General features: G+C 60.3%; 13 protein-coding genes. 4 read left to right on the forward strand and 9 right to left on the reverse strand.

All coding sequences use genetic code 11. The features are described 5' to 3' along the window. Positions 1 to 91: 91 nt before the first annotated feature. From MCB86_RS20070 to minC, 5 genes are all read right to left on the reverse strand, one after another. Positions 92 to 1,381: a M18 family aminopeptidase gene (locus MCB86_RS20070; protein ID WP_239611978.1), complete on the reverse strand. Its 1,290-nt coding sequence runs from the start codon at positions 1,379 to 1,381 to the stop codon at positions 92 to 94. A gap of 91 nt (positions 1,382 to 1,472) precedes the next feature. After that, entirely contained in the window at positions 1,473 to 2,108 is a 636-nt protein-coding gene (locus MCB86_RS20075; RefSeq protein ID WP_239611979.1) for an RluA family pseudouridine synthase, read from the reverse strand. A gap of 82 nt (positions 2,109 to 2,190) precedes the next feature. Then, positions 2,191 to 2,448, reverse strand: a complete 258-nt coding sequence (gene minE, locus MCB86_RS20080; RefSeq protein ID WP_019341568.1) for a cell division topological specificity factor MinE — start codon at positions 2,446 to 2,448, stop codon at positions 2,191 to 2,193. Continuing rightward, complete coding sequence (minD, locus tag MCB86_RS20085) at positions 2,445 to 3,260, reverse strand: septum site-determining protein MinD (RefSeq protein WP_239611980.1); 816 nt, start codon at positions 3,258 to 3,260, stop codon at positions 2,445 to 2,447. Before minD ends, minE begins: the two co-directional genes overlap by 4 nt. A gap of 92 nt (positions 3,261 to 3,352) precedes the next feature. After that, on the reverse strand, positions 3,353 to 4,084 hold the full coding sequence (gene minC / locus MCB86_RS20090; RefSeq protein ID WP_045161363.1) for a septum site-determining protein MinC: 732 nt from the start codon (positions 4,082 to 4,084) through the stop codon (positions 3,353 to 3,355). Positions 4,085 to 4,244: 160 nt separating this feature from the next. Between minC and MCB86_RS20095 the strand changes: the two genes are divergently transcribed. Further along, a complete protein-coding gene (locus MCB86_RS20095) occupies positions 4,245 to 5,195 on the forward strand; it encodes a lipid A biosynthesis lauroyl acyltransferase (RefSeq protein ID WP_239611981.1) in 951 nt (316 codons plus the stop codon). On the opposite strand, the gene MCB86_RS20100 is transcribed toward MCB86_RS20095, so the two are convergent. From MCB86_RS20100 to MCB86_RS20115, 4 genes are all read right to left on the reverse strand, one after another. After that, on the reverse strand, positions 5,185 to 6,030 hold the full coding sequence (locus tag MCB86_RS20100; RefSeq protein WP_239611982.1) for a pirin family protein: 846 nt from the start codon (positions 6,028 to 6,030) through the stop codon (positions 5,185 to 5,187). The two genes, MCB86_RS20095 and MCB86_RS20100, sit on opposite strands and share 11 nt — an antisense overlap. 94 nt (positions 6,031 to 6,124) lie before the next feature. Next, entirely contained in the window at positions 6,125 to 6,880 is a 756-nt protein-coding gene (locus MCB86_RS20105; protein WP_239612129.1) for a VacJ family lipoprotein, read from the reverse strand. Between the two features lie 7 nt (positions 6,881 to 6,887). After that, entirely contained in the window at positions 6,888 to 8,180 is a 1,293-nt protein-coding gene (locus MCB86_RS20110) for a serine/threonine protein kinase (protein WP_045161366.1), read from the reverse strand. 521 nt (positions 8,181 to 8,701) lie between these two features. Beyond that, the gene (locus MCB86_RS20115) at positions 8,702 to 8,926 is read right to left on the reverse strand and encodes a DUF2061 domain-containing protein (protein ID WP_045161367.1); all 225 of its coding nucleotides are present in this window, start codon (positions 8,924 to 8,926) and stop codon (positions 8,702 to 8,704) included. Positions 8,927 to 9,181: 255 nt separating this feature from the next. On the opposite strand from MCB86_RS20115, the gene MCB86_RS20120 reads away from it, so the two are divergent. The 3 genes from MCB86_RS20120 (at position 9,182) to MCB86_RS20130 (ending at position 12,138) form a co-directional block, all read left to right on the forward strand. Continuing rightward, the gene (locus tag MCB86_RS20120) at positions 9,182 to 9,496 is read left to right on the forward strand and encodes a DUF485 domain-containing protein (RefSeq protein ID WP_045161368.1); all 315 of its coding nucleotides are present in this window, start codon (positions 9,182 to 9,184) and stop codon (positions 9,494 to 9,496) included. Further along, positions 9,496 to 11,151, forward strand: a complete 1,656-nt coding sequence (locus MCB86_RS20125) for a cation acetate symporter (protein ID WP_045161369.1) — start codon at positions 9,496 to 9,498, stop codon at positions 11,149 to 11,151. Before MCB86_RS20120 ends, MCB86_RS20125 begins: the two co-directional genes overlap by 1 nt. A 180-nt stretch (positions 11,152 to 11,331) precedes the next feature. Beyond that, positions 11,332 to 12,138 (forward strand): SDR family oxidoreductase, encoded by an 807-nt coding sequence (locus MCB86_RS20130; protein ID WP_239611983.1) that lies wholly within the window; start codon positions 11,332 to 11,334, stop codon positions 12,136 to 12,138. The last annotated feature ends 104 nt before the right edge of the window (positions 12,139 to 12,242 follow it).

Here is a 12,242-nt window from a genome sequence, read left to right on the forward strand (position 1 = left end):
CAAGCCGTGGCGATGGCAGGTAAGGGTCCGGGTCACGGCTGCAGTCCCTTGCGCCTGGGTTCCAGGCGCACACCACGACTGCTTCATGCAATCAAGGCAGCTCGGCGCTTGAATAGAACGCAGTGAGTACCTTGACCAGATGCGCCAGGTCCTGGCTGCCCGCTAACTCGCGAATCGAGTGCATACCAAAGGTCGGCAGGCCAATATCCACTGTGCGCACGCCAAGCTGACTGGCGGTGATAGGTCCGATGGTCGAACCGCACCCCATGTCGCTTCGGGTAACGAAGCTCTGAACCGACACCTCATTTTCCAAACAGAGATGACGGAAGAAACCAGCGGTTTCGCTGCTAGTGGCATAACGCTGATTGCTGTTGACCTTGATGACCGGCCCGGCATTGAGTTTCGGGCCGTGATTGCCGTCGTGCTTGTCGGCATAGTTGGGATGCACGGCGTGTGCATTGTCGGCAGAAATCAGCAATGAGCGGTTGATGCTGCGCTGGAAGGCCTCGCTTTCAGGCAGCACCCGACGCAATACCTGCTCGAGGAATGGCCCATCAGCACCGCACATCGACGCGGAGCCGACTTCTTCATGATCGGTACAGACCAGGATGCAAGTTTCTTCCGGGCCGGCCCGTAGCAGGGCCTGCAGCCCGGCGAAGCACGACAGCAGGTTGTCCAAACGGGCACCTGCGATGAAGTCGCCGTTCAGGCCGATGACGGCCGCGCTCTGGGTGTCGTAAAAACTCAGCTCGAAATCCAGTACCACGTCCGCTACCAGCCCATGCTCGCGGCTTAGCTGGTCGGCCAGCAAAGCACGAAAGTCCGGGCGGTCTTCGCTGGCGATCTGCGCCAGAATCGGTGGCAGCTCGTTCTGGGGGTTGATTGCCCAGCCTTGATTGGCGTCCCGGTTGAGGTGGATGGCGAGGCTGGGGATGATCGCGATCGGCAGTTTGAAATCGATCAGCTGGCTTTCGATTCGGCCGTCACGGCTATAGGTCACGCGTCCGGCCAGCGACAGGTCCCGATCGAACCAGGGCGCCAGCAGCGCACCCCCATACACTTCCACACCCAGCTGCCAGAAGCCCTGGCGCTGCAGCTCCGGCTGGGGTTTGACCCGCAGGCAGGGGCTGTCGGTGTGGGCACCGACCATGCGCATGCCGTGCTCGATGACCGATTTGCTGCCGAGTTGAAAGGCGATGATCGCGGAGTCGTTACGGGTCACGTAGTAGCGGCCACCTGGCTCGGTATGCCACGTCTCGCTTTCGTCCAACGACTTGTAACCGGCAGCCTGAAGGCCCCGCGCTAGGCTGCGGGTGGCATGAAACGGCGTTGGAGAAGCCTTGAGGTAATCGATCAGACCCTGGTTGAGTTCTTCGCGCATGACGAGCTCCTGACTGCAAGGCCAAGGAGTTTACCGTATTGACGGGGACTGACTCGATGGTCACTCACAACCGGGCGCGCGAGTGCAGCATTTAAAAGGGAGCCGGGCAGTCGAAGCGCATGCGCTTACCCGTCTGGGGGTGGGTCAGGGCGAGCATGCTGGCGTGCAGGCAAAGTCGGTCATGGGCCGCCAACGCCTGCTCATGGGCGTAGAGTCGATCGCCGAGCAGCGGATGGCCAATCGAAAGCATATGTACACGCAGCTGATGCGAGCGCCCAGTGATCGGTGTCAGTTCGACTCGGCTGTAGTGGCCGCAACGCTCGAGCACGCGCCAGTAAGTCAGGGCATGCTTGCCCAGGTCATGGTCGACCACATGCCGCGGTTTGGTCGGCGGGTCGTAGCGCAGCGGCAGGTCGACGCTGCCGCTCTGCTGCCCGGGCTCGCCCCAGCACAGCGCGGTGTAGGCCTTTTCGGTTTCGCGGTCGTGAAATTGCCGCGACAGCTCGCGGTGACTATCGGCATCGCGCGCGAGCACGATCAGGCCGGAGGTTTCCCAGTCCAGGCGATGGACGATACGTGCCTCGGGGTAGCCGTTTTCCTGCAGGCGCGTCACCAGGCAGTCCTTGTTGTCATCGGCGCGACCGGGCACGGACAACAACAGGGTGGGTTTATTGATCACCAGCAGGGCGGCGTCCTGGTGGATCATCTGGATGTTGCTTAGGGGCATCTTGGGATTCCGCAAACGCAATCGGCGACCGAAGTCGCCGATGATTCTGCCGTGGCAAGCGAGCGGGCCGCTGCCCGCTCGATCAACGATCCGGCAGGGTGATGTTCAGCTCGAGGATCGAGCAGCTGCCCTGGTCTTCCAAGGCGACCTGGACCTGGTCGCTGTCGATGTTGACGTACTTGCGGATCACCTCGACCAACTCTTTCTGCAGGGCGGGAAGGTAGTCCGGCTGAGTCCTCTGGCCGCGCTCGTGGGCGACGATGATCTGCAGACGTTCCTTGGCGATGTTGGCGGGCGTTTCCTTCTTCTTGCGCTCACGAAAGAAGTCGAGAAGGTTCATTCGCGGCCTCCGAACAGTCGTTGCAGGAAGCCCTGCTTCTTCACGTCGAGGAAGCGATGATTCACTTCCTTGCCCAGCAGGCGATCTACCGCATCGCTGTAGGCCTGGCCAGCATCGCTTTGGTCGTCGAGGATCACCGGTACGCCCTGGTTGGATGCCTTCAGCACCGCCTGGGATTCGGGAATGACGCCGAGCAGACGGATCGACAGGATTTCCTCGACGTCTTCAACGCCGAGCATCTCGCCTTTGACTACGCGTTCGGGGTTGTAGCGGGTCAGCAGCAGGTGTTCCTTGATCGACTCATCGCCGTTCTCGGCACGGCGGGACTTGCTGGCCAGTAGGCCCAGCATGCGGTCCGAGTCGCGAACCGAGGAAACTTCCGGGTTGGTCACGACGATGGCTTCGTCGGCGAAGTACATCGCCAGGTGTGCGCCTTTCTCGATGCCGGCCGGAGAGTCGCAGATGACGAATTCAAAGGTTTTGGCCAGCTCGTCGATCACTTTGCCAACGCCTTCGAGCGTCAGGGCGTCCTTGTCACGGGTCTGGCTGGCGGCCAGCACGTAGAGGTTTTCGAGGCGCTTGTCTTTGATCAGCGCCTGGGTCAGGGTAGCGTCGCCATGAATGACGTTAACGAAGTCATACACCACACGGCGCTCGCAGCCCATGATCAGGTCCAGATTACGCAGGCCAACGTCGAAGTCGACGATGACGGTCTTGTGGCCGCGCAGAGCGAGGCCGGTACCGATGGCGGCGCTGGTAGTGGTTTTACCGACGCCACCCTTGCCGGAAGTGACTACGAGGATCTTGGCCAAGGTGATTCACCCTAAATATGGAAGTCGGGACCTTCAGCCGAGTCGGCGTCAGGAGGCCCGTTTTGGTGCTTGAAAATTCGCGGCAGTATCCGTTAAAGGCGGGTGATGTTCAACACGTCGCCGGATAGCTTCATCTGTACGGCTTCGGTCCACAGCGGATCGCGACGCAAGTCTTCGGCAACCTTGTAATGACCAGCAATGGAGACCATTTCAGCGGCGAGCTGCTGACAGAATATTCGCGCATTGGTGTCGCCCTTGATGCCGGCCAGGGCACGCCCGCGTAGCGGACCGTACACATGGATGTTTCCATCGGCGAGAAGTTCCGCGCCCGGGCTGACGGCGGCCAGCACAATGAGATCGCCACCCTGGGCATAGACTTGCTGACCGCCGCGAATCGGTGTGGTCACCACGCGAGTGGGTCGATAAGTCGGTTCAGCCGGCTTGGATGGTTCGGCCGGGCTCTTGTTGGAGAGGTCGAGCTTACGTTCCTTGGCTCCGGACGGCGGCAGTATCGGCAGATCCAGCGCCGAAGCCGCCTCGACCACCTGCGGGTCGGCAGCTCGCAGCGCCAGCGTGCGCAGGCCGTGCTTGCGGCACAGTGCAATAAGCGCCGGAAGGTCGAGACCACACTCGGCGGGCAGCTTGTCCAGTGCGAGCACTAGAGGCGTGTTGTTGAAAAAATCCGGGGCCTGCGCGACCTTCACGGCCAATTGCCGATCGAGACGCTCCAGGTCGTTCTGCGTCAGCTCCAGGACGGTGATGGCAAGCATGCTGCCCTTGAGCTGGAATACGGGGGGCTGGTCAGGAGAATCGGCTTGGCTCATGGTCTGCCTGCTGCGGTAAATGGCGAGGACTTATAGCGGGGCAAACCGCTGCCTGCAAGTCTCGCCGGGCCGATCGGGTGGGCGCCATGCATCGAGACGCCGCCGCATACAGAGGCGATTTATCGCTAGAATGCGCGCTTTTACCGGTTCGAGCTTGCCAATGGATCGATCTCTTTTCCACGCATCCTTTCTCCATCCACGGTTTTGGTTGTTATGGCTAGGCCTGGGTCTGCTGTGGCTGGTGGTGCAGCTGCCGTATCGGGTTTTGCTGCTCCTGGGGCGTGGGCTCGGTGTCGTTATGTACCGAACTGCGCGCTCGAGACGGCATATCGCTCGGCGCAACCTGCAGCTGTGTTTTCCCGAGTTGAGCGACAAGGACCGGGAGCGGCTGCTACGCGAAAACTTCGCCTCGATGGGCATCGCCTTCTTCGAAATGGCCATGAGCTGGTGGTGGTCCAAGAATCGCTTGCAGAAGCTGGCGCAGGTAAAGGGTCTCGAACACTTGCAGCAGGCACAGGCCGAGGGTCAGGGGGTGATTCTCATGGCGCTTCACTTCACTACGCTGGAAATCGGTGCGGCCTTGCTGAGCCAGCTACACACGATCGATGGCATGTACCGTGAGCACAAGAATCCGGTATTCGATTTCGTGCAGCGACGCGGGCGAGAGCGGCATAACCTGGACGCCAGCGCGATCGAGCGTGAGGACGTACGGGCGATGCTCAAGGTGTTACGGGCCGGCCGGGCGATCTGGTACGCGCCGGATCAGGATTACGGCCGCAAACAGAGCCTTTTCGTGCCCTGGTTCGGCATCAGCGCGGCAACCGTGACAGCCACGACCAAGTTCGCCCGCTTGGGTAAAGCGAGGGTCATTCCCTACACGCAGGAACGTCTTGCCGATGGCTCAGGCTACCGCCTGGTGATCCATCCGCCGCTGGCGGATTTTCCTGGTGAAAGCGAGGAAGCCGATTGCCTTCGCATCAACGAGTGGGTGGAAGACGCGGTACGGCAGCATCCTGAGCAATATCTCTGGGCGCATCGGCGCTTCAAGACCCGTCCCGCTGGCGAGCCGAGCCTTTACCGCAAACTGCCCAAAAAGCCGATTAATCCGTAAGAACGCCGTCGCGAAAGTCACGCAGGGCCTGCTCGATCTCCTCGCGGCTGTTCATCACGAACGGACCGTACTGAACGATCGGCTCGCCAAGGGGGCGTCCCGCCAGCAAGAGAACCCGGGCGCCAGCGCTGGACGCCAATTGCAGCTCGCCTTGATCGGATAGACGGGCCAGCTGGTTTTTGCCGAGCCGCTTGCCGGCCACCGAAATCTCACCGTCGAATACGTACAGCATCAACCGGTGGCCGTCGGGCAGCTGCGGCTCGATGCTGCTGCCAACGGGGAGCCGCAAATCGAACAGCTGCGGTTCGGTATCGGGTCGTTGCACGGCGCCTGGCTGGTCGATGCCTTCGGCTCGAAACTGCCCGGCGATGATCACCGCTTCGATGCCGCTAGGCAGTGTTATGCGCGGAATTTCCGCGGGTGCGAAGTCGCGGTAATCCGGATCGCCCAGCTTGCTTTTCGACGGTAGGTTCAGCCACAGCTGGAAACCACGCATTGCGCCGCGCTCCTGCTGCGGCATCTCACTGTGGATTACGCCGCGTGCGGCCGTCATCCATTGCACGCCACCGCTTTCCAGCAGGCCGACATTGCCAAGGTGATCCTCGTGGCGCATGCGGCCTTCGATCATGTAGGTGATGGTTTCGAAACCTCGATGCGGATGCGGTGGGAATCCGGCGATGTATTCGTCGGGATTGTCCGAGCCGAATTCGTCGAGCATCAGAAAAGGATCGAATCGCTCTGGAGCGGCGCCGCCGAACAGACGGGTCAGACGGACACCGGCTCCGTCGGACGTCGCGCGGCCGCTGCTGATGGCAAGAATTTCACGTGTGGACATGGCAGGTCGCCCTCGTTGCGTATCAAGAGAAGCGTACTGCTGACTGTTCGATCAAAGGGTGAGGATTTCCTGTGTTTGCTATCGAATAATCGGATCATTCCGCGATCTGCAGTTCCCGCGCGCGGGTATAGACGTAACGGACCTTTTCATACTCGAACGGAGAATTGAGCTGGCCGTAGCGAAGACTGGTGCTGTCGCGGAGACCGATCAGCCGCAGCGCGGTGAGGCCGAACTCGCCACCGCTGGCCTCGGCGTAGCTGAAATAGTCGACCTGCCGTTCGACGCCGAAGTCCATCGCCTGCCCGGCGGTATCGCGAAGATTGGACGGCCCCAGCGCCGGTAGGATGAGGTAGGGCCCATGCGGAACGCCATAGAAGCCCAGTGTCTGGCCGAAATCCTCGTTGTAGCGGGGCAGTCCCATGCGGGTGGCCGGGTCCCAGATCCCCCCAACGCCAATGATCGTGTTGAACAGCAAGCGAGCGGTGGTGTTCATAGCACGCTTGCCCTTGAACTGCGCGACGCTGTTGAACAGCGTCGGTATCTCGCCGAGATTCCTGAAAAAGTTGTTGACCCCGGTGCGGACGACCCGCGGTGTGACATAGCGGTAGCCGCGCACCACCGGCAGCATCACCCACTGATCCAGGCGGTAGTTGAAGTAGTACATGCGTCGGTTCAGTGACTCCCAGGGGTCGTAGATGTCCAGGGCGTCGAAAGTGGCGCGCTCGAACTCGCGCTGATCCAGGCCGGGATTGAACTTCAGATTGCGCAGCGGATAGGTGAAACCGTCTGCGTCGGGAATCGGCGTCTGGGCGCAGGCGATACCGCTGAACAGCAACAACAGCGTGAGCAGATAACGTCTAGCCACGGAAAAACTCCAGCATATCTTGAGCATTGACCCGGTAATTGAGATTGCCGCAATGGCCTCCACGCGGATAAAGCGTCATCCGCTCACCGAAGGTCCTGCGCAGGAAGCCCAGATCGCCCGCGCCGAGAATGATGTCGTCCGCGTTGTGCATGACCGCGATTTTCGGGCTGTTATGCAGGTATTCCTCCAGTGCGTAGAGACTGACCTGCTGCACCAGCTGCGTCAGGCTGCCACCATCCTGCTGAGCACGCCACATGGGGATCAGTTGCTCGGTGATGTAACAGTCGAAATCGCACAGCAGGGCGCGCCGGAAGAAGGGCTCCAGGCTGGTGCCTTCGTCTATTGGATAGCCGGGTGGCACGATCAGGCCGCGGCGGTTGATCAGGTCGGAAGTGAACACGATGTCAGCGGCGGAGAAGCGGAATACCGAACCGACCAGCATCGCCATCTGTTCGTCGGTCAGCCGCAACGCCGACTGCTGAAAATCGAACAGCATGGCCTCGTCGAGATTGATTGCGCCTTTCTGACGGTAGTAGCGGGTGAGCTTGTCCAGGATGACCTGATAGAAGGTCGTGGTGCTGTCGATCGCCTCGACTTGGGTCTGTACCAACTTGTCCAGGTTGTTGATCGAGGTGTACAGATTCACAGGCGGATTGATCATCAGCACGCGTTTGAAGTTGAAGCTCTGGCGTGTCTCGTCCAGCTTGCTGACGAAGGCGGCGTTGAGCGCGCCGAGGCTGTAGCCGATGAGATGAAATTCGGTCACGGGCAGGTTGTGCTGCTGGGCTCGGACCGCTTGCATTACCCGATACAGGTCCTTGGCATCGTCAGGGCTGTAGCCGGGGGTGGCGTAGCGCGAGGCGGCGGCAATGAAGTCGAAACTGGTGGGTGAGGACAGTTGCACCACATGGTACCCGGCCCCGTAGAACAGCCGCTTCAGCGATTCGGTCTTCTCCGCCGAATAGCTCGCGCCGGTGCCGGAAATGATGAACATCAGCGGGGCAGGGCCGGGCTGCCGCGCCAGGCGATAGGTCAGGCGTTTCACGGCCCAGAAGTTATCGGGCAAGGTGAATTCGCGCTCGGGCCGCAGCCGCAATTGATAGTCGGCCTGATCGATATCGTCGTCACTAGGCACGACGGCGCGCAACGCGGCCGGAGTCGTGGCGATCGTTGCCTCGAACGGGTTGTTCAAGGGATAGCCATATTGTTCGACACTGACATTCGCGGCCTGGGCAGGCGCTACGACCAGAGTGAACAGTGCGCTCAGGCACAGCAGCAATCGCATGTAAGGGGCACTCCTGGGACTGGCTTGGACGATCAGCGAACTCATGATAACTGCAGCTCGCTGCTGATCGATGCTGGCATGGAATACGGCTGTCGCGCCCGGTGCTGTCTTCGTGCCGAAGCTGCGGATGTGGTCATGACCGGGAAGGTGGAGCTGGCGCTGCGATGAAGGCTCGATTCCGTGGCGATGGCATTGTTATGAGGGAACATCCTTATCAGGCCTCTGCGACCGGTGGCTGGGTGTTGAAACGTGCGATTGCCGATCTGGCGCTCAGCTTTGTCGTTGCGTGTCCTGCATCTCCTAGCGGACGCTGATGACAAGATGCCACCGAAGCGCAGCGCGTCAAACATTGACCACAAAGGGACCAGCTGGTTGCGTCGTGCCCGTTCGGCGACAACCTGCAGGCTCGGGATGGTGAGCCCTGAGGATATGCACCGGCACCCGGCGGGCTTTTGCTAGCCGCTGCATCGCTATGGGCGAGGCGGGACACTGCCGGCGAGTCTGCCTGTGAGCGGCCAACTTCAGGCCTGATGATGTAGCCAGGCGTGAGCGGGAATCTTTTCATGCACGGTTTGGCGCTTTTCCAGCCGCTGCCAGACCTTCTCGTGGAAGTAGAAACCAACCGAATTGCAAAGCGGTTCGATTGCAGCCACCAGACCGCCGGCAGCCACACTTCCCGTCAGGGCGTAGGTCACCGTAAAGGCGATGCAGAAGTGCATCAGGGTGAATGTGATTGTCTTGGTCATGAAGCCCCCTTCAGAACAGAGTTGAGAATTGTTCTCTGCTGGTTGGGAGTCTCGCTTCGTCATGCCTCTATTGGAAATCGTCGCGCTTGATGGTCGGGATAAATCCGCTCTATCTCTGTTGAACTGATTGGAAAGGCTCTAGCCCGGCGGTTCTACAAAATAAAAACCAGACTATGGTCGAGTGGTGTTCGGTCTGGCGGGCCCTAAAGTAGCCGCCTGCCCTCATCAGTGGGCGGAGATACGGTGGAGACAGAAATGCAAAATGAAGATGTTTACCGGCAGATCTATGCCAACCCGCGCTTCCAGGAACTGGTTGCAAAACGTGGTCGCTTCGCCTGGCTGCTGTCGGCCGTCATGCTCGGCGCTTATCTCGCCTTTATTCTGTTGATTGCATTCGAGCCAGCAGTCCTGGGTATCCCGCTTGCCGCCGATACCGTGACCACCTGGGGCATTCCGGTGGGTGTCGGCGTGATCTTCATGGCGTTCATTTTGACTGGCGTCTACGTCCAGCGTGCCAACGGCGAATTCGATCGTATCAACCAGGAAATCCTCAACGAGGCTCAGCAATAATGATTGTGCGTTTATTGATGGCAGTGGCGCTAATGGTTGCCTCGCCTTTGCTACTGGCCGACGCCCTCACTGGCGACGTGCAGAAACAGGCGGTCAACTACACGGCCATTGCCATGTTCGTTGCCTTCATCGCGTTCACGATGGGCATCACCAAATGGGCGGCCAAGCGCAACACGTCGACATCCGACTATTACACCGCCGGCGGTAGCATCACCGGTTTTCAGAACGGCCTGGCAATCGCCGGCGATTTCATGTCCGCAGCATCATTCCTGGGTATTTCAGCACTGGTCTATACCAGCGGCTACGACGGCTTGATCTATTCCATCGGTTTCCTGGTCGGTTGGCCGGTCATCCTGTTTCTGATGGCTGAGCGCCTGCGCAACCTGGGCAAATTCACCTTCTCCGACGTGGCGTCTTATCGTCTCGGTCAGACGCAGATCCGCATCCTCTCGGCCTTCGGCTCGCTGATCGTGGTGGCTTTCTACCTGATCGCCCAAATGGTCGGTGCCGGCAAGCTGATCCAGCTGTTGTTCGGTCTCGATTATTACGTCGCCGTGGTGCTGGTTGGCGTACTGATGGTGATGTACGTGCTGTTCGGCGGCATGCTGGCAACCACCTGGGTGCAGATCATCAAGGCGGTCCTGCTGCTGTCCGGCGCCAGCTTCATGGCGATCATGGTGATGAAGGCGGTCGACTTCGACTTTGGCAGTCTGTTCGCCGAAGCGGTGAACATACACGAGAAGGGCGCTGCGATCATGAGTCCGGGCGGCCTGGTGTCTGACCCGATTTCTGCGATCTCTCTCGGTCTGGCCCTGATGTTTGGCACTGCCGGTCTGCCGCATATTCTGATGCGCTTCTTCACCGTGGCCGATGCCAAGGAAGCCCGCAAGAGCGTGTTCTACGCCACTGGCTTCATCGGATATTTCTACATCCTGACCTTCATCATCGGTTTCGGCGCCATCCTGCTGGTCAGCACCAACCCCCAATTCAAGGACGCAGCGGGCGCCATCATTGGTGGCACCAACATGGTCGCCATCCACCTGGCGAGCGCCGTCGGCGGCAACCTGTTCCTCGGCTTCATCTCCGCGGTGGCCTTCGCGACCATTCTTGCCGTTGTGGCCGGCCTGACCCTGGCGGGCGCCTCGGCGGTTTCCCATGACCTGTATGCCTGCGTGATCAAGAAGGGCAAGGCCAAGGAAGAGGACGAGATGCGCGTCACCAAAATCACCACCCTGACGCTCGGCGTCGTGGCGATCCTGCTGGGCATCATCTTCGAGAAGCAGAACATCGCCTTCATGGTGGGGCTGGCCTTCTCGATCGCGGCCAGTTGCAACTTCCCGGTGCTGTTCCTTTCCATGTACTGGAAGGGCTTGAGCACGCGGGGCGCACTGGTCGGGGGTTCGTTGGGCCTGGCCACTGCGCTGATCCTGACCATCATCAGCCCAACCGTATGGGTCGATGTGTTCGGCTATGCCGAGGCCATCTTCCCCTACAAGTACCCGGCGCTGTTCTCGATGGTCGTCGCGTTCGTGGGCATCTGGTTCTTCTCGGTCACCGACAAGTCCAAGTCGGCGGGTCTCGAGCGCGAACGTTTCTTCTCGCAGTTCGTTCGCTCGCAGACCGGACTGGGTTCCAGCGGAGCGGTTGCTCACTGATCGCGAACTCGCAGTACCGAAAGGCAGCCTCAGGGCTGCCTTTTTTGTGTCTGGCGATGGCCATGCTGGCTGCCAATCGGGCTCGGGACATGGCCGTCATTCAGCATTTCGATAGAGGCCGGAGCCCAGGCCGGCTTTCGCTAGACTCGTGGCAACTCAACGAACAAAAGGTTACAAACGATGCAAAACCGCATGATGGTCACTGGCGCCGGTTCAGGTCTGGGTCGCGAAATCGCTTTACGCTGGGCTCGCGAGGGCTGGCAATTGGCGCTCTCGGATGTCAACGAGGCCGGTCTGGCTGAAACGCTGAAAATGGTTCGTGAGGCCGGCGGCGACGGTTTCACCCAGCGCTGCGACGTGCGTGACTACAGCCAGCTGACGGCGCTGGCGCAGGCCTGTGAAACCAAGCTCGGCGGTATCGACGTGGTAGTCAACAATGCCGGCGTCGCGTCCGGTGGCTTCTTCGATGAGCTGTCGCTGGAAGACTGGGACTGGCAGATCGCGATCAACCTCATGGGCGTGGTCAAAGGCTGCAAGGCCTTCCTGCCGCTGGTGCAGAAGAGCCGCGGCAAGATCATCAACATCGCCTCCATGGCCGCGCTGATGCAAGCACCGGGCATGAGTAATTACAACGTGGCCAAAGCCGGCGTAGTGGCGCTGTCGGAGAGCCTGCTGGTCGAACTCAGACAGCAGGAAGTCGGCGTTCACGTGGTCTGCCCCTCGTTCTTTCAGACCAACCTGATGGATTCCTATCGTGGTCCGACGCCCAACATGAAGGCGCAAATCAGCAAGTTGCTCGAGGCATCGCCCATCACTGCCGCCGATATCGCCGATTACATCTATCGGCAGGGGGCCGAAGGCGCATTCATGATCCTGCCGCACGAGGAAGGCCGCATGGCCTGGAAAATCAAACAGCAGAACCCGCAGGCCATCTACGACGAGATGGCCGCGCTGGCGGTGAAGAAGCGCAACAAGAGCAAAACCTGACTGTTCGGTCCGTTTTGCTTGCCGTGACCTGGGGTCGGGAGTAGGGTTGCCTGTCCGATCCTAGTCCGACTCGTGGATTCACTGTGAAAAACCCATCTCGCTGG

It is taken from the genome of Pseudomonas sp. KSR10 (genome assembly GCF_022355455.1).
In the GTDB taxonomy this organism is placed as follows: Bacteria; Pseudomonadota; Gammaproteobacteria; order Pseudomonadales; family Pseudomonadaceae; genus Stutzerimonas; species Stutzerimonas stutzeri_E.